General features: G+C 38.4%; 14 protein-coding genes and 2 tRNA genes. 11 read left to right on the top strand and 5 right to left on the bottom strand.

The features are described from left to right. The first annotated feature begins 59 nt into the window (after positions 1–59). A complete protein-coding gene (locus JST55_15010) occupies positions 60–1,871 on the top strand; it encodes a VCBS repeat-containing protein (protein MBS1494822.1) in 1,812 nt (603 codons plus the stop codon). Between the two features lie 5 nt (positions 1,872–1,876). Further along, complete coding sequence (locus tag JST55_15005) at positions 1,877–2,782, top strand: hypothetical protein (protein ID MBS1494821.1); 906 nt, start codon at positions 1,877–1,879, stop codon at positions 2,780–2,782. 241 nt (positions 2,783–3,023) lie between these two features. Here the strand turns inward: JST55_15005 and JST55_15000 are convergent. Beyond that, a tRNA-Thr gene (locus tag JST55_15000) sits at positions 3,024–3,096 on the bottom strand. A 65-nt stretch (positions 3,097–3,161) separates the two neighbouring features. Further along, positions 3,162–5,522 carry a LysM peptidoglycan-binding domain-containing protein gene (locus tag JST55_14995; protein MBS1494820.1) on the bottom strand — a complete coding sequence of 787 codons (2,361 nt, stop codon included), beginning with the start codon at positions 5,520–5,522 and terminating at the stop codon, positions 3,162–3,164. Positions 5,523–6,993: 1,471 nt separating this feature from the next. Here JST55_14995 and JST55_14990 point away from each other — a divergent pair. Both JST55_14990 and JST55_14985 read left to right on the top strand, forming a co-directional pair. Beyond that, positions 6,994–7,521: a nuclear transport factor 2 family protein gene (locus JST55_14990; GenBank protein ID MBS1494819.1), complete on the top strand. Its 528-nt coding sequence runs from the start codon at positions 6,994–6,996 to the stop codon at positions 7,519–7,521. Positions 7,522–7,611: 90 nt separating this feature from the next. Further along, entirely contained in the window at positions 7,612–8,853 is a 1,242-nt protein-coding gene (locus tag JST55_14985; protein ID MBS1494818.1) for a T9SS type A sorting domain-containing protein, read from the top strand. Positions 8,854–9,304: 451 nt separating this feature from the next. Here the strand turns inward: JST55_14985 and JST55_14980 are convergent, their stop codons facing one another. Beyond that, positions 9,305–9,664 (bottom strand): hypothetical protein, encoded by a 360-nt coding sequence (locus JST55_14980; GenBank protein ID MBS1494817.1) that lies wholly within the window; start codon positions 9,662–9,664, stop codon positions 9,305–9,307. A gap of 216 nt (positions 9,665–9,880) precedes the next feature. Between JST55_14980 and JST55_14975 the strand changes: the two genes are divergently transcribed. The 6 genes from JST55_14975 to JST55_14950 all read left to right on the top strand — a co-directional run bounded on the left by JST55_14975 (position 9,881) and on the right by JST55_14950 (position 18,886). After that, the gene (locus JST55_14975) at positions 9,881–10,864 is read left to right on the top strand and encodes an RluA family pseudouridine synthase (protein MBS1494816.1); all 984 of its coding nucleotides are present in this window, start codon (positions 9,881–9,883) and stop codon (positions 10,862–10,864) included. A 413-nt stretch (positions 10,865–11,277) separates the two neighbouring features. Continuing rightward, on the top strand, positions 11,278–11,577 hold the full coding sequence (locus JST55_14970; protein ID MBS1494815.1) for a hypothetical protein: 300 nt from the start codon (positions 11,278–11,280) through the stop codon (positions 11,575–11,577). 126 nt (positions 11,578–11,703) lie between these two features. Next, complete coding sequence (locus JST55_14965; GenBank protein ID MBS1494814.1) at positions 11,704–13,770, top strand: T9SS type A sorting domain-containing protein; 2,067 nt, start codon at positions 11,704–11,706, stop codon at positions 13,768–13,770. Between the two features lie 227 nt (positions 13,771–13,997). Continuing rightward, positions 13,998–14,708 (top strand): YqcI/YcgG family protein, encoded by a 711-nt coding sequence (locus tag JST55_14960; protein MBS1494813.1) that lies wholly within the window; start codon positions 13,998–14,000, stop codon positions 14,706–14,708. After that, a complete protein-coding gene (locus JST55_14955; protein ID MBS1494812.1) occupies positions 14,708–15,286 on the top strand; it encodes an urea carboxylase-associated family protein in 579 nt (192 codons plus the stop codon). The genes JST55_14960 and JST55_14955 overlap by 1 nt, the downstream gene beginning before the upstream one ends. A gap of 717 nt (positions 15,287–16,003) precedes the next feature. After that, a complete protein-coding gene (locus tag JST55_14950; protein ID MBS1494811.1) occupies positions 16,004–18,886 on the top strand; it encodes a T9SS type A sorting domain-containing protein in 2,883 nt (960 codons plus the stop codon). Between the two features lie 454 nt (positions 18,887–19,340). On the opposite strand, the gene JST55_14945 is transcribed toward JST55_14950, so the two are convergent. Further along, a tRNA-His gene (locus JST55_14945) sits at positions 19,341–19,415 on the bottom strand. 57 nt (positions 19,416–19,472) lie between these two features. Further along, entirely contained in the window at positions 19,473–20,012 is a 540-nt protein-coding gene (locus JST55_14940) for a hypothetical protein (GenBank protein MBS1494810.1), read from the bottom strand. A gap of 264 nt (positions 20,013–20,276) precedes the next feature. Between JST55_14940 and JST55_14935 the strand changes: the two genes are divergently transcribed. Then, positions 20,277–21,008, top strand: a complete 732-nt coding sequence (locus tag JST55_14935) for a hypothetical protein (GenBank protein MBS1494809.1) — start codon at positions 20,277–20,279, stop codon at positions 21,006–21,008. The last annotated feature ends 226 nt before the right edge of the window (positions 21,009–21,234 follow it).

Below are 21,234 nucleotides of genomic sequence, written 5' to 3'. Positions count from 1 at the left end.
TATGAGATGTTAACGTCTTCATCTTATTTGTAATTTTGTACAACTAAAAAAAGACGTCAATGAAAAAACCATCCGTAAATCTTGTAATTAAAATTTTAATTCCTCTCCTTTATTTTTTTATTTCCAACATTTCGTCAGGACAGACCTTTATGAAAGTAACTGATACGAATAATCCGATTGTAACTGACCCGGGTCATACAGCGGGGACATATGTGGGAACTGCGTGGGTAGATATTGATAATGACGGCAAGCTTGATTTATATGTATGCAACAGAAGTCTTTATAAAAATCTTGGCAACGGAAATTTTGCGAAACTTCCGACTGCTCTTGATGAAATCACTTCTACACTCAGCACAACTTGGGCGGATTATAACAATGACGGATTTATTGATTGCTATGTTACATCCACAACTGCTCCTAAATCTTTTCTGTATAAAAATAACGGCAACGGAACTTTTAGTAAAATTACAACAGGTGCCATCGCAGATTCATCTTATAACACAGGCTGGGGCTGCTCATGGGGGGATTATAATAACGACGGATTTGTTGACTTAGTAATCGTTGCTGCAAACGGATTCGGAATAGTAAATCATCCTTCACGCTTCTGGAAAAATAACGGCGACGGTTCATTTACTAAAATTGACACTACACAATTTACTATGATGAATGCTCCTTATACATGCCCTACTTGGTATGATTACGATCAGGATGGTGATATTGATTTATTTATAGGTAGTGGTCCTGCTACAGGTACTCTTGCCCGTGATTACAATTATAAAAATCTTCTGAAGGAAACTGGGAATCCTTTCCTGCAAAGAATAGATACTTCTATTATTGGCAGTGACCCGGTTGACGGGCAGGTCTGGAATTTTATTGATTATGATAACGATGGCGACCTTGATGCCTTCTTGACAAACTATGCTGTAAAAAATAATTTATATCGTAACGAAGGTAACGGCTATTACCGAAAAATGACGGAAGCAGAAGTGGGGAATATTGTTTCTGCCGGTCCTTCAAATTTAACAAATCTCTGGGGAGATTTTGATAATGACGGCTACCTGGATTGCTTCGTGACCAAAGACGGTAATAATGCAAATAAATTTTATCATAATAACGGTAACGGAACCTTTACATATCTGGATACGATTTCAATCTGTACGGGAGGCGGACCGCACTTTGGCGCGACAGCGGGAGATTATAATAAAGATGGCAAGCTTGATATTTTTGTTACAGGTGTTACACAGTTCAAAGGATTATATCAGAACATTTATCAGAACTCAAACAAGTGGGTAAACATAAAATGTACCGGAACGACTTCAAACCGTTCAGCACTCGGAACCAGAGTTAAAGCAAAGGCGACAATTAATGGAACAACTATGTGGCAGACAAGAGAAATAAATGCCGCCAATAGTTTTAATTCAATGAATGCACTTAATGTTCATATTGGATTTGGAAATGCAGCGCAGATAGATTCGCTAATTGTATTCTGGCCAAGCGGGCTGAAGCAGGCTTTTACAAATGTTTCATTAAATAATTTTTATAATCTGACTGAAGGCAGCTCGTTAACATCTGATGTTAAAACAATTTCCACTGAAGTGCCGAATTCAATTTCATTGAAGCAGAATTATCCTAATCCGTTTAACCCTTCAACAAGAATTCAATTTACAATAAATAAGGCATCGGAAGTTTCGCTCAAAGTATTTGATATAAACGGACGCGAAGTAACCGAGTTAATTAAAGGAAGCTATGCTCCAGGGATTTATGAAACTGAATTGGATGCGAGCAGCTATTCGCTCGCCAGTGGAATTTATTTTTACACACTTTCAACAAACGGATATTCCGAAACAAGAAAACTAAATTTAATTAAATAAAATAAATGAAGCTCGAGTGTTTTATTATTCTCTCTTCCCTTTTAATTTTATTTGCCAACATTGGATTCGCGCAGACAGGTATAGATGCTGATTTCAGAAAACAGGCAAATGAGTATTATGTGAATTCAAACTGGGATAAAGCAATTGAATCATACTCAAAAATTGTTTCTGTAGAAGATAAGAACTTAAATGCCTGGGTGCGGTTAACTACATCCTACATTCAGAAAAAAGATTTTGATAACGCCTTTACTTCATTACAAACTGCTGTAACAAAAGGTGACCACCCGAATCTGTGGTACAATCTTTCATGTTTATACGCAAGAAAAAATATGAAAGAAAAATCACTGGAAGCACTGAGAAAATCTATTGCTGCGGGATATGCAGAATCTGAGCAAACGATTAATGATGATGATTTTGCTTCTATAAAAAATGATAAAGATTTTCTTGCAGTAATTGAAGAAATGAAACGGCAGGAGTTTCCGTGCCAGTACAATGAAAGATTAAAAGAATTTGAATTCTGGGTTGGAGAGTGGAATGTATATACAACATTCGGGAATAAAGCAGGTGAAAGTAAAATTGAAAAAATATTAAACCAATGTGTCATTATGGAAAACTGGACAAATACAGGTGGACGAAAAGGAAAGAGCTTTAATGTAATTAATAGCAATACGGGTGACTGGGAACAGACATGGGTAGATGATTCCGGTAACACTACTGAATTTAAAAAAGGGAAGTTTGAAAACAATGCTCTTTCATTTATTGCGGAAGGCAAAGACCAGAATAATAAGCAGCAATATCAAAGGCTTACATTTTACAAAAATGATGACGGCACAGTGAGGCAGCTTGGTGAATTTTCAAGTGACGGAAAGCAGTGGCAGGTGAGTTATGATTTACTTTATAAAAAGAAATAAAACAAATTTAATACCCGGCAAAATAAAATAGTACGTATCAGTATTATTTTTCATTTCGAACGAAAACTCTGCAGTGAATAATGCTGCAGGGTTTTTAAACTATTAATTATAATTCAACGTACATGATATTATAACATCAGCACAAACTTCAGAGCCTACCATCAAGTATTCTTATCAGCCATGTAAGTTTTTAAAAAATAAAAAACCCCTCAAGATGTTAATTCTTGAGGGGTTTATCTTGAGCTGGCAGAGGGACTTGAACCCCCGACCTGCTGATTACAAATCAGCTGCTCTACCAGCTGAGCTATGCCAGCACAAATAACGAATTACAAATATACCGTTATATCACAAAACTTTCAATTACTAAATTACACTTTTTTTATTTTTTCTTGCTGTCATCATAAAGATTCAATACCTGTCCAATCATTACCGTATCTTTCTTCATTCCGTTCCATTTTTTCAGTTCCTTTATTGATATCCCTGTTTCTTCCGAAATCGATGCAAGAGTGTCGCCTTTCTTTACTTTATATGTTTTCTTCTTTACACCTGTTGTTTTGTTCTTGGTTTCTTTTGTTGATACAGGTTCTTTTACAACAAGTACCTGACCCGGAATAATTACATCGTCATCCAGATCATTCCAGTCTCTGAGCTCTTCCAGCGTAACTTTATACTTCTTTGCAATCAATGTTAAGTATTCGCCGTCTTCGACTGTATGCGTCTTTGCTCCTTTGTTTTTTGCATCTTCTTTTTTCGGGTCAATTTTCACATCTGAATATATTTTCAACTTCTGCCCGATTAATATCTTATCGTCTTTTAAATTATTCCATTCCTTTATGTCATTCATATCAACTTCATACTCTTTTGCAATCGTGCTTAAGTAGTCGCCTTCTTTAACTGTGTATGTCTGCGATTTTTCCTTCGGAGTTGTTACTTTCTTTTCTTTAACTTTTGTTTCTACTTTTGTCTCTACCTTTGGAGTCTTTACTTTCGTTTCAACTTTAGGTGTCTCAATCTTTGTGACTTCTGTAACAGGAGGAGAAACACTTTCAGGCGAACTATTCTCAGGTGAATTATCTTCAGGTGTTGAAGATGTCGTTGTTTCAGTTACCTGAGTTTTTGTCTTTTCTTCAGTCTTAGTAGGAGTATTATCTACTATGTTATCTTTTGTTGGAGTAATGCCGTACATTGCATTGTAATCGGATTCTGACATGTATATACTCAGCTCCTGGTCCTTTGCCGGGTACTTGCCGTAGTCTATTGCATTCCACATTCTTACATGCACGGGACATACAGAGTACTTCGATGAAACTGTAAACAGTCCATCTCCCATTGCGCATTTATGCGTAACTTTTTTTCCTGATGCAGATGAGCCGATTGCTCTCTTATCTTTTACTTCGTAATCTTTAACTCTGAACTCAACTGATGTAATAGATTCCCCAAAGCTGTTCTTTTCATTTCCCGCAAACTCGCACGAAACTATTGAAGCATCTTTATCTTTCTTTACATTAGCTGCAAATGTATCGTATGATTTATGAGGTATTCTTAACTGATAAGGAACATCGTACTGCGGTAAGCTTTCATTGAGTAATTCCGGATTTAATTCCATTATAACATCAACATCAGTATCGCAGAATTTTGCGATCTGCTCGAATGTAAGATTTCCTTTTATGTTAACTCTGTCGAATGAAATCGCTCTGCCGTACTCCGGTGCTTTGAAGCCGTAGCTCTCAGGATTTCTGAAAATAAATGACAGGGCTAAAATAGAAGGAACATAGTTTTTTGTTTCGCCGGGCAGATAACCTCTCACTGACCAGTAATCTTTTGAGCCCGAGCGTTTTATTGCTCCGCTTATTCTTCCGGGACCCGCATTGTAAGCTGCAAATGCCAGATACCAGTCATCAAAAGTTCTGTTTAAGCTCTTTAAATATTTTGCGGCGGATTCCGTTGCCTTTTCAAAATCTCTTCTGTCGTCTCTGAACTGATCCTGATACAATCCAAACTCATATCCCGTTGCAGGCATAAACTGCCACAAGCCGACTGCTCCCGCACGTGAAACAATTTTCGGGTCAAGCCCGGATTCCTGAACTGATAAATAAATCAGCTCTTCGGGAGCGTTGTTGTTGCGCAAAATTTTTCTCATAATAGGGAAGTATTTTCCCGAGCGGTATAGAGTTTTATCCATAAATGCTCTGCCGCGGTCAGTCTTTGAAAAGAAATCAATATACTCCTGCACGGCGTCGTTCTTTATTAAAGGAACGTCCTTTCCGTCAGGAAGAGGATCTGATTCGTTCTCGCTGTACTGGCTAATCTTTTCGTATTTTACTCCGACTCTATCGGCAAGTTTAAAAACAGCATTGCCTTCTTTAAGTCCGGATTGTGTAACGATATAGTCTCTTGCAACTGCCTGAGCAAGTTCTTCATAGTCTGATTTCCAGCTGAAGTTTACCGGCTCGTTTAATACAGATGCATCAACTTTATTGAGAATTTTTACGGCGTTATCGAAGGCGTTTTTTGCGTCTAAGTCTTCGAATGCCTGATTGTGCGCAAGGGCAGATTTGTAACTTTTAAAAGCTTCTTCTAATTTTGTATAAACATCAATTGAATCTTTAGCTCTTTCCTTACCTGTTACTTCAGGAACTTCGGAGCTTCCGCAGCCTGATAGAAATTGAGAAAAGGAAAAAGCTAAAATGCATACAAAAATGAAGTAAACACAAGGGAAGAGGTTCTTGCTTTTATTCATTTAGTCGGTTTTATTTTAATTAGTATAAAAATATATTAGTTAATACGCTTAAAATCAAGCTATTTCTTAAGTTATTTGTGATGACTTGGGACTGTGTTTGTTAACCTGAAAAATCTTTATATTGTTTCAAATTTTTTTCTGCGGAATTACATTTATTCAATTATTTTACGAATCACAATATTAAAAATCTGTATTGACCGCTTTAAATAACTGATTTAATATACAGCGGAATTTACGCCCCCTCGTAAGTTTTCATCTAAAGTGTAGTTTTTTCAATAAAAGCATTTTTTGTTTTTTAATGTTTATTTCCGGATTATTAAGTAATAGACACTTCTTATCCAAACCTAATTTAAAATAAAAGAGCAATTCTAAATTTAGCTATGCAGGTAAAAATTTAAAATGCAGTTTTTAGTTTTTTCCTATTAGCAGGGAAATTATTTTTTTTTATATTGACTGAATGAGTGAAATGTAAGATTGGAGAAGTAATCGGAATTATCAATGAAAATAAATTGAAATGTTGTGTATCGAAATGAATGGTTAAATTCCTCTCCTTACCAAGTAGCGGTTAGTTCACAAAGTCCGCAAGGCTATTGTACACAGAAAAACTTCCGCCTTTATTGTTTATCCGGCTTTGGCGGAGACAAAACAAATAGATTAATCCTTAATCTAATTTATAGTTGTTTTCAAATTCTTCACCTGCTTCAAGTCTTTAAACCTGCGGCAGATGATTGATTCTCCGTCCCAAACCCCTGTTTGGGACGGAAAGAGTGAGTGAAATTCAATTTCAATTTGAGTTTTTGTTTTCATAGTTTTGCATCGAGTGCATTCCCAAACAGGGGTTTGGGAATGAGATTAAAATAAATTGAAATGTTGTGAATCGAAATGAATGGTTAAATTCCTCTCCTTACCAAGTAGCGGTTAGTTCACAAAGTCCGCAAGGCGGAATGGTTTAACGAGCGTATAAAAATCTCAAGCTTACAATAAATCCCCTAAAACTCCCTCCCGCAACAAGTGCAGGACAAGCTCTTATTAATGGTGAGGACAATCCTTCTCGCTTCTCCGGCGGAATTTATCCCGCCATTCGCGGCAGAGTAGAGTCTGCTGACAAATAGATAACTATAATAATATCCCCCTCCTTTTCAAGGAGGGGGCAGGGGGTGGTTACTAAAAAAACTAATCTTACATTAACCCCTTTTACTTCCTCACGCATCAAGTGCAGGTAATGGTAAGGACAATTCTTCTCTTGCCTCTGTTACTTCTCCGGCGGAATTTATCCCGCCATTCGCGGCAGAGTGGAGTCTGCTGACAAATAGATAACTATAATAATATCCCCCTCCTTTTCAAGGAGAGCCTGTCCCGCAGTTTTCTTGCGGGAGGGAAGGGGGTGGTTACTTAAAAAACTAATCTTACATTAGCCCCTATAACTTCAAATTCTTTATCCTTACATTTAAAAAACTTAATTATAAAAATTATGGCTGAGAACTTAACAAAGCAGCAGCAGGAAATGGTCGAGCTGTTTCAAAAACATGTCGGAGCTGAAATGAACGGCGACCTTGAAACAACCATGGCAACAATGAACGATAATCCTCATTTAAATCATGTCCCTGTTATGGCCGGAGGTGTGGGAAGAGAAGGGGTTAGGCATTTTTATGAGAATCACCTTGTCGGAAAATTTTTTCCGCCCGATGTTGAAATGAAAACCGTATCCAGCACTGTTGGTTATACTCAGATTGTGGAGGAGATTTATATAAGCTTTACTCATACAGTCCCCATTGACTGGCTGCTTCCGGGCGTAGCTCCAACAGGAAAGCATGTTGAAATGGTCGTAGCAGTAATAGTAGGATTTAAAGACGGGAAAATTTCTCACGAGCACATTTACTGGGATCAGGCGGGAGTATTAGTTCAGGTCGGCTTGCTTGATCCCAAAGGTCTTCCCGTCTGCGGAGCGGAGAGCGCCAGGAAAGTCCTTGACCCGAGCCTGCCGGCAAGAGTAATGTAGTTTTTTCTTTAATATAAATTTGAAGTGAATGTGAAATTGATTAAACCCTTTCACAGCTTCACTGTCCCATTTTTAAATAACCCTAAAAGCATGAAGCATTGCATTTACGTTCTTCTACTTTTTATTTTCCCGGTTACTTCTTTTTCACAAGTCCCGATTTACTTTCACGTAAACTCCCACAACGAAGAAGGCGGGAATGACCCGAACTACAGCGACTCCACAATTTACACATCTTATCGCGAGCTATGCCGTAAAATGGCAGATACAATTGCTGCGCACTCAGGCAAATGGAATTTCCAGACCGACTGGAAATTTGTTATAGGAGCGCTGAAGTATGACCATGGAACTCCATCAACCAACTCAAAAAATCTTTTAAAGTGGCTTTATGAAGATAAAGGATTTGAAGTTGATGCCCATCATCATACCGGAAGCACAATATCCAATTACAATTATGCAGATGTTGCGCATCTGATAGACTCGCTCGGTTTTCCATGTTCCAAAAACGTCGGCGGGTTTGAGTGGCTGGATACAACGTGGCAGGTTTATGAAAGGGGATTACGCGGAACGACTTTTTTATCGCAGGTCTGGTATCCGAATGTTATCTGGGGCGGCGGAACGCCTTCACATACTAATGACTTAAACACATACGGCGCATGGAAGCCGAAGAACAGCACGAGCATTACGAATTTTTATATCAATGATACAACAAAGCGCGTTACACTAATCGGTAACGGCTGCTCAACGGTAATTGCAGATACATCTAATCTGACTCCTGTTTATAACACTATTGTGTACGCTATAAATTATGCTCAGGCACATCCGGGAAAATTTTACTCGGCGAATATTATGTTTAATATCAGAAATCTGAATACAACGGTCATTACAAAGATTGGCCAGATACTTACAATGCTTCAGCCGTATTTTGCATCAGGAAAATTAGTCTGGAAAACATTAACTGAAAAATATAATACTTATAATACGCTATATCATAATTCTCAGAATACGGTTTTATGCGATGAAATTCCTGTGACAGAAATAATCGGTAACGTAACGATTATCCCCAATGAAATAAAGCTGTATCAGAATTATCCTAATCCGTTTAATCCTGTTACTAAAATAAATTACGATATTAAAAATCCGGGAAATGTTTCTTTAAAAATATTTGATGTGATGGGAAGGGAAGTTGTAAGCTTAGTAAATGAATATCAAACTACAGGGAGTTACTCAGCGGAGTTTAATTCAGGTGAATTAAATCTTTCCAGCGGAACATATTATTATGCGTTAGAGACAGGAGATTTTAAAGAAGTGAAGAAGATGGTGCTTGTTAAGTAAGTATTGAGTAGTGAGAAAAGTGTTAGACCTGACAGGTTTTCAATCCTGTCAGGTCGGAAAAAATTATTTATGAGATGCCGCTGTTGCTCTCCGTCCCAAACAATTCGCCAAGGCGAACTGTTTGGGACGGAGAGAAAAATTTATTTCCCCCCTCCTTTTCAAGGAGAGCCTGTCCCGCAGTTTTCTTGCGGGAGGGTAGGGGGTGGTTATCTGTAAAAAACTGGACCAACAGCAATTTACTATGAAAATACATTCCCAACGAGGACGTTGGGAATGAGTTGAGTTTGTATTGTTAGTCTTTTATATACCATTAATCATTGCAATCATATCTATCATAAAAATCAGTGATTCAATTTTGTACAAAAAAAAACGCCGGACTCTCTCATATCCGGCGCGTTTCATTTTAGTAACGGAGATTACTAAATGAGGGTTTTATATATTAAGGGAAATCTTATTTATTGTTGATGATATATCTGAATGTCTTTCCTGCGTATTCTGTATTTACCCATGCGTTTATTTCACCTATCTTGCTTGCAACGAATGCATTCAATGCTTTGTTTTCACCTTCAACGTTTGTAAGTACAATTTTACCGTTATCTTTTACTGTTATGTAAGCTATTGCTGTTCCGTGTAAATTCTTTTCTTCAAATTTTATATAGACCGGAAGGTCCATCATTTGTTTTATTTCTTGTTTGAATTGATATGCTAAATCGTTTTTATTTGATCCGTTATATAATCCGTCTGCTTTTGAAATATTGAGTGATAATGTTAATAATACTGCGACAGTCAATAAGTATTTTACGAGTTTCATTTTGTATCTCCTTAGTTGTTTGTGAATTGTTAATCTACTTGTATAGACGGAATCTGTAAAAAAAGGTTGCAATAAATTTAAAAAAAAGTTATACTTTACAGTTACTTTACATGGGTAAATTGTAAAAAATGACTGTCATAATATGACTGACATCGAATAATTAATTAGTTAGCTTCATATTTTCAGAAATATTTTTTTGAATGATTTTTTATTTTAATGGAAAAATTTTATAACTTCGTAGTTCCGAATGTAACAACTAAGCAGAGAATTGATAAATACATTGCGGGATTTGTAGAAAACGCCTCGCGCACAAAAGTTCAGAAAGCAATTAACTTAGGGCAGGTCACCGTAAACGGCGAGCTGGTGAAATCCAACTATATAGTAAAGCCCGAAGATGAAATTGATATCGAGCTGCAGGTTGATGAGCACGGTGATATCCTCCCCGAAAACATTCCTCTCAACATCGCATACGAAGATGAATATTTACTTGTGATAAATAAGCCGGCGGGAATGGTAACTCACCCCGCTTACAAAAACTGGAACGGCACTCTTGTAAATGCAGTGATGTATTACGCTCAGCAGAAAAACGATAAGCTTTCAAGCCTTAACGGATTCGAGCGGGCAGGAATTGTTCATAGATTAGATAAAGATACATCGGGACTGCTTGTCGTAGCAAAAGATGAAGTAACTCACAGAAAGCTCGGAGAGCAGTTTTTCCATCATACTATAGAGCGCGAGTATAATGCAATCGTCTGGGGAAAGTTCAAAGAGCCAAAAGGCACAATAGATGAACGCATCGGCCACGACAGGCGCGACAGAAAAAAATACATGGTAGTAAAAGATGAAACGCTTGGCAAGCATGCAATTACAAATTATGAAGTATTAGAAGAATATGATTTTCTTTCTTTAATAAAATTGAATTTGAAAACGGGACGCACGCATCAGATAAGAGTGCATATGTCATATATGAAACATCCCGTATTCGGAGATGAATTGTACGGCGGTAGGGAAGCTGTGGGTATTCAGTCAACATCGAATTTAAAATCACGCATAAAAAATTTACTGGACATCATGCCCCGACAGGCATTACATGCAAGAGTCCTCGGATTTTTTCATCCTATAAAAAAAGAACAAATGCGCTTTGAAGCAGAGTTGCCGGAGGATATGAAAAGTGTTCTTGAACGGGTTAAAAGTTCATAAGGTTTGTAAAGTTTATAAGGTCTAAGTATCGAATGTTCCCCTCCTTACCAAGGAGGGGGTAGGGGTGGTTTAACGAGTAACTGGATTTACTAGCATACGTGACCCCCCTTGTTAAGGGGGAGGACATTCACATAGATTCACATGCTCTTCCCCCTCCTTTATAAGGGTAATTATATACTTGGTGACACTACAATTCTCCCCTCAAGGGGAGTCCGACCGAAGGTCGGGAGGGGTGTTTGAACGAACACCCACCGTCTCGCTTCGCGAGCCACCTCCCTCAAGGGAGGAATTTAGGTTTGGTATCCTCAAGTATATAATCGCCTTTATAAGTAGGGGGGCAGGGGAGGTAAAAGAAATATAAAAAGGACCTGACAGGATTAAAAACCTGTCAGGTCTATGACTAGAAAACTTTCATGCAAAACAAACTCACAGGCAAGCTTATAAGCAACAGAATATTCTTAGCAATAAACATTATTGCTTTGCTGTTTAATATTAATCTGCAGTACGGATTTATACCTGAACTGAACAAATCGCAATGGGTGCTTGTGTTCTTTCCTATCAGCGCATTTGCTCCGCTGATACTGATAATGTATTTTTTTATGTTCAAAAAATTAACAGACGTTCCAAATCCTGATAAAAGCTTTATCATTCTTAATCAGGTCATCCTTCTATACCTCTCTGCTGTGCAGTATATGTACTTATTGAACAGGTAAAAAATCTTTTGTCATTTTCACTAATCTCATTTTTCCCTTGAAACAAAAAAATATTTTAGTGAAAATGTATTTTTAATAAAGCGGGCATAAACTAAATTTTCAAAAGAAATTTAATTTTTCTGCTTTATGAAAAAATTTTTCCTCCTAACCGCACTTCCTTTAATAATTTTATTCTCAAACACAGTTTTATACTCTCAATGGATTCAGACTAACGGTCCTGAAGGCGGTTTTATAAACGCGCTCCTTATAAAGGACTCCAAAGTTTTTGCGGGCTCATGGGGCGGAGGTATCAATGTCTCCACAAATAACGGCGCAAGCTGGTCTGCCGTAAATACGGGACTTACAGATTTATACATCTGGTCGCTTGCATCAAACGGCACAAGCATCTTTGCAGGGACTTACTTAAGCGGAATTTTTCAATCTACCAATGACGGAGCATCTTGGAGCCAGGTCATCACCGGGTTCACTCAGCCAAGTGTTCTTACATTATTTTTTAAAGGAACAGATTTTTATGCAGGTACAAATGGCGGACTTTTTAAATCTACTAATAACGGATTTACATGGAGTCCTTTACCATTAATAAATAAAATTTGGGATATAAAATCCGACGGCGCTAATCTTTACGCTGCAAGCGGAGATTCAGGAATTTACCGCTCAACTAATGACGGCTTAAGCTGGCAGATGATAAACTCCGGACTTGCTGGCATCGATATCAGGGCAATAACAATAAACGGCGCAAATATTTTTGTAACATCATACGGCGAGGGTATTTTCCGTTCTACTAATTCAGGCAATAGCTGGAGCTCAGTAAACAACGGACTTACTTACCCATATTCATTGACAGTTACATCAACTGCAGGAATTGTCTTCGCGGGTTTTCAGGGAATAGGAATTTTTTATTCATCGAACAACGGCGCAAGCTGGGTGCAGTCACAAATCAATAATCAGGATATCCGTTCCTTTGCGGTAAAAAATAATCAGATATTCTGCGGAACTCATGCGGGCGGAATTTTTTATTCAGCATCTGCCGGCGCAAGCTGGGCTCCAGTCAATACAGGTTTAAGAGTAACCGATGTCCGCGATATTATTTCTTACTCAGGAAATATTTACACTGCTACATTTGGCGCAGGCGTTTATATGAGCAGTGATAACGGCTCTACATGGAATACAAAAAATAACGGGCTTAATTATCTTTATACATCTGCTCTTGGCGCAGATGATAGATTTCTATATCTGGCAGGGTTCAATACAGGAATTTTTTATTCTTCCAATGCAGGAGAAAACTGGCTGCCGGCATCTGCGGGACTTACGAATCTTGATATCCGCGTAATTCATACAATGAGTGACAGACTTGCAGCGGGAAGCTACGGCGGTTCTGTTTTTTTCTCATCTAATAATGGCGCAAGCTGGACTGCACCGCCTAATACAGGATTGTTTAATCCTTACATCAATACTCTTACATCCAAGAACGGAACTCTCTTTGCAGGCACTCAGGGCGGAGGAATTTTCAGATCAACAAATTACGGGCAGAACTGGGTTGATATTAATTCGGGACTTACAAATTATTATATCTACTCTTTAAAGTATGTTGCAAGTAAAATTTTCGCTGCAAGTTTTGACGGAATTTTTATGACAACAAACAACGGTGATTCATGGGCTGATGTAAGCGGAAGTATTTCTAACAGAGATATAAGAACAATTGCAGTCCGCGGCGATAGTCTTTTTATTGCGGCAAACGGAGGAGGGGTTTTTTATTCTTCTAACAGCGGAGCTAACTGGATTCAGTACGACCAGGGATTAACTGCTCCCTACGTTTCAGTTCTTTGCGCTACCAATACAAATTTATTTGCGGCAACTTATGCAAGCAGTGTATGGAGAAGACCGCTTTCAACAATTGTATCTGCGGGAGAAAATTCTGAAGCGATGCCAACTTCTTATACGCTTAAGCAGAATTATCCTAATCCCTTTAATCCTGTTACCACAATTGAGTTTTCAGTTCCACAGAGCGGAAATGTAAGTATAAAAGTTTTTGATTTAACAGGAAAGCTGTCTGCTGTTTTAATAAATGAGTATAAGCAAAAAGGAAGCTATAAAATACAATTCAATGCATCTGAACTGACTAGCGGAGTTTATTATTACACAATACACTCGCAGGAATTTATTGATACAAAAAAAATGGTTTTAGTGAAGTAAAGTCTTAGATTAAATCCCGTATCTCTTATTAAGGCAGGTGTAATATCGCCTGCCATCACTCCCATAAATATCACGGCTTTGACATCCGTGTCAAAATCAGAAATCCATAAATAAGCTAACTATCATATTTTTATAAGGTTTATAAAACGCATCCCGGCATATTAATTGAAAACTATATAGTTGTGCAGGTAAAAATGCCTCGCTTTAATTTATAGAATTAATTCCGAATGATGATAGAAACACAAGAAATTCCAACTTTAACAGAACCAACAAACAAGTTTTACATCAATGAGTTCAAATCTTTTTTAGAAACTAAAGAATTCCCCTGCGTAGCTGCGCGGGCTGCTCTTAATAAAGAGCAGATAAAATTTCACGTCTCGGGACACATGGCATGCCCGCAGGATAATCACAACATTTTAAAATTCTTATACGACTTTATTGATGAATACCGCGCCGCTGAAACACAGTTTCACAGCGCAGTTGTTATTTTTAAAAAACCTGAAGATATTACTGAAGAGATGTTCGATAAAATGCTGTGGATGAAACTGCAGATGCTTTCAAATATGGATTCAAAAATTTTCAATTATGATAAACGAGTTAGCGCAGACCCGTCTTCGCCTGAGTTCAGTTACAGCATTAAAGAAGAAGCGTTTTTTGTGATTGGCTTAAATCCCGCCAGCAGCAGATTGGCGCGCAGATTCAAATATCCTGCACTGGTGTTCAATCCTCATTCACAGTTTGAAAAAATGCGCGCAGATAAGCGTTATGCTAAAATGAAAAACATTGTAAGAAAGCGCGATGTGGAATTTTCCGGCTCGATAAATCCTATGCTTGAAGATTTCGGCGAGCAGTCTGAAGTTTATCAGTACAGCGGCAAGCAATATAATTCTGACTGGAAATGTCCGTTTAATATAAATAAAGTACCTTCAAAAAATTAATGAATACAATTCCACCGAGAAGCGGAACGGCGTTCACTCTGAAAAAAGGTCAGCGGCTGAAAATTACTGATATAAAAGGCGAGCAGGTTTCGGACTTCATCTGTTTTAATCTCCATGATAAAAAAGAATATCTTTCCTCAGGGAGAACAATCGATTACGCAGAGAAAATATTTTTAACTGCTGGAGATGTTTTTTATTCCAACAGAAGCAATATTATGTTTGAGATTATTGAGGATAAAGTCGGGCGTCATGATTTTTTATTGACTCCGTGCAGCGCAGATACATTCAGAATTATTTACGGAGATAAAAATCCGCACCGCGGCTGCTTCGGGAATTTATCAGAGTCGCTGAAGGAGTACGGCATCGAGCCGGATGATATTCCGGTTTGCTTTAATGTTTTTATGAATGTAAGCATTGACGGCGAGTCAGGTAAAATTGCTGTGCTTCCGCCAAAAAGTAAGGCAGGGGATTATATTATTATTGAAGCAAAGATGGATCTGATAGTCGGCATGACTGCCTGCTCGGCAGAGATGTCAAATAATTATTCCTTTAAGCCGATAGGGTATGAGGTTTTGTAAATTATGAGTTATGAATTATAAAATGGTTAGAGAATGTTCTCCCCCCTAGTAAGGATGGGAACAATAGTACTAATTTCATCGGTCGCAAACTTCTGATTTGAACTTTGTCATAAATAAAATTTAACCACCCCCTAACCCCCTCCTTGAAAAGGAGGGGGAACAATATATCCAGTATTCGCTTATAATACAAATTCTACATTCCGCCGCTGTTGGTCGTGAGACTGCGTCAACTATAAATTCTGTATAAACTGAAGTCCCCCTCCTTACTAAGGAGAGCCTGTCCCGCCAAAGGCGGGAGGGATTTAGGGGGCGGTAAATGGGAAGAAAAAATAATTCAGGTAATAATTCCTAAAGCATTTCCCTGTTACACATTAAACCCCCTCTAACTCCCTCCCACATCAAGTGCGGGACAAGCTCTTGTTAAGGGGGAGAACATTCTCTATTTCTGCCGCTGTTGGTCTCCTGACCACAGCCACATGTTTCTTTTACCTCCCCCTGCACCTCCTACAAAAGAACTGCGGGACAAGCCTCCTTGAAAAGGAGGGGGAAGAACTATAGCACTTATTATACTGTCTGCAGAATTCACAACTCATAATTCATAATTCATAATTCATAATTCATAATTCTACATTCTACATTCTACATTCTACATTCTCCTCTCCCTATTAATAAAGTTTTAAAAAAGTTATTTTGTTGCAGACTAAACCCTCATTTTTAATGAAGAGAATAATATTATTTTTCCTGCTCCTTGCGCCGTGTATTTCTTTCGGGCAATTGTATCAGGGACCTGCATCAGGTTCTGTTGCAACCGGAGTTACCATAAACACCAACAACTTTCTTATGAACAGAGGCGGAGATGAACTCTCACCCTTCGTTAAAAGAAATCCAAGAAATAAAATAAAATTTCAACCATTACCATCGGCTTACAACACAACTGCGCCGCTCGCTCCCGAAGGAGCAAATTTATTTGCCGATAAAAATGTATCGGGCGATAGAGTGGGACAAACAGATGAGCCCGTATTATTAAAAAAGTTTCAGGCGTTTTTGGATCCAGGCGGATACATTCCACCTGACCCTTATGCTGCTGCGGGACCTATGCACTTAGTCGGCTGCGATAACGGCAGAATAAGAATCTGGGATAAGAACGGCACGGTATTAACTACCATCAACGCAAGTATATGGTGCAATGCTGCATTGCCGGGAGCAAGCGCTTTTGACCCGAAAATTTCATACGATCACTTTGCAAAACGCTGGATAATGGTATGGCTGCATCAGCAGGACTCACCTACACGCTCTTACTACATCGTCTCTGTATCAAAAGATTCTTCTGCAATAGGCGAGTGGAACGAGTGGGCATTCCCATCTAACACAACGGGCTCTACCACAGTAAATAACTGGGGTGATTATCAGGGAGTGGGATTCGATGACCAGGCAGTTTATCTCACTTCAAATCAATTTCAGTTTGGCGGAGGTTTTCAGGGTTCGAAGATTCGCATATTAAAAAAATCACAGCTGTACACAGCAACTCCGGGACAAGTAACATGGACGGACTTCTGGGATATCCGCGAACCGAACAATTTAAACTCACGCACATTCGGGGTAAGACCGACTGTAATGTACAGCACTTCATCGGAATATTATTTAACAGCTGCATCACCTTACAGTCCGGGAACATTTTTTGTTTTATATAAGATTGCAAACGCAACTACAAATCCAACGATGACCGCAGTCAATGTGCCTGTTACTTCGTATCAGTCACCTGCGGGAGCAAATCAGCTTGGCGGCGGAGACCCATTACTTGAAACAGGAGGAACGAATTTATCCAATGAACCGAAATACAGGAACGGATTTTTATGGCTGACTCACGCTGTTAAAAGCGGAACAGGCGGCGCATACTCTGCAGTCAATTACACAAAAATAAATACAACAACTAATACAGCCGTTGAAGACGGCGCTATGGGAGTTGACGGCTACTGGTATTTTTATCCTGCAATCACAGTTGATAAAGATATGAACGTCGGTATAACATACTCGCGCTCAAGCGTTAATGAATACGTCGGCGCATTTTATACATCACGATTGAACACAGACCCGATTAACACTCTTATAGGAAGCAGAACATTGCAGGAAGGGAAGGCAAACTATGTGAAGACATTCGGCTCAGGAAGAAATAGATGGGGCGATTATATGGGTATGTGGCTTGACCCTGTTGACCAGAACAGCGTATGGATGATGACTGAGTACACTGAGTTCCCTGCGCATACGTGGGCAGTAATGATGGGGCAGGTGAGACTTCTTCCGTATCAGACACCAAGCATTTTTACCTATGTAGATTCGCTTAACTTTGGAACAAGGGAAGTGCAGACTGTAAGCGATACTATGAAATTTAATATTTATAATTTCGGAAGCGATACGCTTCGCATTACAAATCTTGTAAACAACAGCGCGCAGTTTCAGCTTGCATCAAATTTTACTTATCCTGTTAAGATTAAATTCAATGATTCTCTTGTTGTAAAGTATATTTACAAGCCGACATCAACGGGTTCAATAATTGATACATTAAAAATTTCATCTAACGACCCCAATAATCCTTCAAGAAAATTTTATCTGAAGGGAAAAGCTTATGTTATAAATCCTGCAGTGGCGGGAGTGATATACGGAGTTACGGGTACGCAGTCAGCAGGGCAATTGCTGAATATAAACAGAAACACCGGCGGAGCGTTTGTAATCGGCGCAACGTCGTTCGGAAGTCTTGACGGAGTTTCAATAAGACCTTCCAATAAACAATTGTATGCAGTTTATCAGAATACTTCACTGGTAAGACTCAACTCCACTGCAGGGGACGGATACATAAGGACAGGAATGAAACTGCAAAATGTAAGAGGTATTTCGTTTGATAGTAACGATGACTTATATGCAGCTGAAGTTGACGGAAAAATTTATAAAGTAAATACAGCAACAGGTGATACAATCCCTGTAGGAAATACAGGCATTACAAATTTATATTCTATTGCTTTCAATCCGCTTACGGGACAGCTATGGGGAATAAATCTTTCTTCGCAGCTTTACAGAATAAACAAAACAAACGGCGCAGCAACTTTGGTGGCGACTGTCAATCAGCCGTTCACTGCCTCGATAGCATTTAATCATCTGGGAAGGTTAATGGGAATATCGGGAGTTGCGAACCAGACCGGCAAGCTTGTTTCTATTGATACAACAACCGGTGCAGGAACTGTTATCGGCACGACGAATTTTTCCGGTATAAACGGAATTGCGATTTCATCGGAGACAGTCGGTATTACCGAGCTGCCGGGAGCACAGATACCGGATAAGTTTGCGCTGATGCAGAATTATCCAAATCCGTTTAATCCTGTTACGAAGATAAGATTCAATGTTCCTGCTTCGCTGAGCAATCAGGCAGTGAACGTTTCAGTTTATGATTTGACAGGTAAGCTTGTATCACAGATTGTAAACCAAAATCTTAATGCAGGATATTATGAAGTTGAGTGGAATGCATCGGCTTACTCATCGGGAGTTTATTATTATAAACTTTCGGGACAGAATTTTTCGGAGGTGAAGAGTATGGTGCTGATTAAGTAGAAGGTAGCAAGTATAAAGTATAAAGTATAAAGTATAAAGTAAGCTCATCGGACCTGACAGGTTTTCAATCCTGTCAGGTCTTTTTTTATTGATAACCACCCCCTTCCCCCTCCTTGAGAAGGAGGGGGTTATGCTGTCTGATTTTGCGAAAGTGGAATCAGGTTTTTTTGTGCTTAAGTTCCCCTCCTTACTAAGGAGGGGTTAGGGGTGGTTTAACGAGTAACTTGATTTACTAGAAACATTAAACCCCCTCTACCTCTCTCCCGCATCAAGTGCGGGACAAGCTCTTGTTAAGGGGGAGGACAAGGTCAGACATTCCTCACGCCGCTGTTGGTCTCCCGACCAACAGTCACACGGTTTAGTTGTTGGTCGCTAGATCAACAACGGCAAATAAAATAGTTAAACAGCAAAAAAAAGACCTGTCAGGATTAAAAACCTGACAGGTCTAAGTGGTGGGCGAATAACGGGGCTCGAACCCGTGACATTCAGAGCCACAATCTGACGCTCTACCTACTGAGCTATATCCGCCATGTTATACAATTTACCTTTTTTAAGCGTCTAATTCAATTCAGTTTTTTGCCTAAAACTATTTTATGTAGTATTTTTTAAGAAATTTTCTGAGGATTGCAAGGTCGTCATCATCCATCTTGCCGCTGCTTGTGTTTTTACTGCCTTTAATTTTCATTTCAAAAGATTTGCAAGTGCTTACTGCCTGTGCCAGTTCTTTAGGAAAAGTATAAGTTATATTTTCCAGCACAATATCTCCTGATGCTGTATCGGATGCAGTAAGAGCAACGACTTCAAAAGGCTTATTATCAATTAAAAGCTTAGCTTTATCATATTGTTTTACCATTAAGAACTGCTTCAGCTTAGTGCTGGCATATCTCATATTCATAGTAAGAGTTGTATCAGTTTCTCCTATAATCAAATATGGGTTAAGGAAAAGATTATTTGCCTCCATAAATCCTGCTGACTCATTTTCATCAAAGCTCAGCATTGTTTTTAAAGTGATTTTATTTGCTTTATCAAATTTATCATATTCCTGTGTGACTTTTAAATCCTGAGAATAAAGTGATACAGAACAAAAAATTATAATACTGCTTAACAAAAAAGTAATTCTTTTCATATGGTTAATAAATTAAGGGAAATTTATACAATGCACATAAACTAAAATATAAATTAATTTTTTACAATTCATTTTTAAAATTCCCTATAAATACTAATAGGGAAGAGTTCATTTTATTGTATTTCCGAAAATTGTAAATTGCGGAGGTTTTAGTTATGAGTTATGAGATATGAGTTATGAGATATGAGTTACATGATTTTATTTTGCAGAAAAACCCGACTAAAACCCGACTTTTTTAATTTCAATTTTAAATCTTAAAAATATATGAAACAACTCTCTCTCATTGGACTTTTAATCGTATTTTTTACAGCTCAAGCTTATTCGCAGTCAAGGTATGACCTTGAAAAGCAATATGCTGTTTACAAAAAGAACAAAGTTAAGACTGAAACAATTATCTACAGCGACGGCAGCAAGACTATATCCAAGTACGATAAGAAGGGAAGACCGACTGAGATTATAAACTATGATAACGGTAAAGAATCTTACAGCACGACTTTCAAATATAATTCAAAGGGATTGCTTGAAAGCGAATCATACTTCGGCTATGAAACAGGTGACGGAGTTACCAATGAATTTACCTATGACGATAACGGTTTTATGATAAAATCCGTTGCATCGGGAAGCCAGGAAGATATTACTTACTATGAAAACGATTCGCAGGGTAATGCAGTAAAGATTACTTATTATAATAAGGGCAGTAACAACCCCGCAGGGGAACTGAATTACAAAATGACTTACAGCGGCGACCTGCTGATCTCTATAGAAACTCGATGCAAACCCGGCGATGAAAGTGCTCTTGGAACACGATATACTTACGACGGAGCTAACTTAATTATCAACGAAGATTATGATAAGGACTGCAAGACGGGCAAAGAAACTTTTTCCTCGAAGAAAACTTTTGAGTACTTCGATAACGGCTTGATAAAGGAAACAGGTTACCAAAGCACTTACTCTGAGGGAGTGAGGAAAGGAAGTTATAGCTACGAGACATATTAAAAAAATGCTCTCCCTTTTTAAGCAGTATATGGAAATAAGGGAGAGCGGGGGCCTCCGTATTATGTAAAGCAGGTATACGGAGTTTCTGACCTCGTTAAATTATGTTTTTTATTCGATTTCTCCCACAGTGAGAGGATGCATTTAACCATTAGGGGTGGTTTAATTTAAAAAAAAATTAAAATATATTTATACTAATTTTAGCTTAAAATCGCAAAAGTTACCATTC

It is taken from the genome of Bacteroidota bacterium, assembly GCA_018266835.1.
In the GTDB taxonomy this organism is placed as follows: Bacteria; Bacteroidota; Ignavibacteria; order Tepidaquicellales; family Tepidaquicellaceae; genus JAFDZO01.
Note: the sequence above shows the minus strand (reverse complement) of the source record. Positions and strands in the feature narration are given on the sequence as shown.

What these genes read in the sequence shown, in the direction of transcription:
- JST55_15010 (MBS1494822.1), top strand. Translation starts at nt 60, where the DNA reads ATGAAAAAACCATCCGTAAATCTTGTAATTAAAATTTTAATTCCTCTC.
- JST55_15005 (MBS1494821.1), top strand. Translation starts at nt 1,877, where the DNA reads ATGAAGCTCGAGTGTTTTATTATTCTCTCTTCCCTTTTAATTTTATTT.
- JST55_14995 (MBS1494820.1), bottom strand. Translation starts at nt 5,522, where the DNA reads ATGAATAAAAGCAAGAACCTCTTCCCTTGTGTTTACTTCATTTTTGTA.
- JST55_14990 (MBS1494819.1), top strand. Translation starts at nt 6,994, where the DNA reads ATGGCTGAGAACTTAACAAAGCAGCAGCAGGAAATGGTCGAGCTGTTT.
- JST55_14985 (MBS1494818.1), top strand. Translation starts at nt 7,612, where the DNA reads ATGAAGCATTGCATTTACGTTCTTCTACTTTTTATTTTCCCGGTTACT.
- JST55_14980 (MBS1494817.1), bottom strand. Translation starts at nt 9,664, where the DNA reads ATGAAACTCGTAAAATACTTATTGACTGTCGCAGTATTATTAACATTA.
- JST55_14975 (MBS1494816.1), top strand. Translation starts at nt 9,881, where the DNA reads ATGGAAAAATTTTATAACTTCGTAGTTCCGAATGTAACAACTAAGCAG.
- JST55_14970 (MBS1494815.1), top strand. Translation starts at nt 11,278, where the DNA reads ATGCAAAACAAACTCACAGGCAAGCTTATAAGCAACAGAATATTCTTA.
- JST55_14965 (MBS1494814.1), top strand. Translation starts at nt 11,704, where the DNA reads ATGAAAAAATTTTTCCTCCTAACCGCACTTCCTTTAATAATTTTATTC.
- JST55_14960 (MBS1494813.1), top strand. Translation starts at nt 13,998, where the DNA reads ATGATGATAGAAACACAAGAAATTCCAACTTTAACAGAACCAACAAAC.
- JST55_14955 (MBS1494812.1), top strand. Translation starts at nt 14,708, where the DNA reads ATGAATACAATTCCACCGAGAAGCGGAACGGCGTTCACTCTGAAAAAA.
- JST55_14950 (MBS1494811.1), top strand. Translation starts at nt 16,004, where the DNA reads ATGAAGAGAATAATATTATTTTTCCTGCTCCTTGCGCCGTGTATTTCT.
- JST55_14940 (MBS1494810.1), bottom strand. Translation starts at nt 20,012, where the DNA reads ATGAAAAGAATTACTTTTTTGTTAAGCAGTATTATAATTTTTTGTTCT.
- JST55_14935 (MBS1494809.1), top strand. Translation starts at nt 20,277, where the DNA reads ATGAAACAACTCTCTCTCATTGGACTTTTAATCGTATTTTTTACAGCT.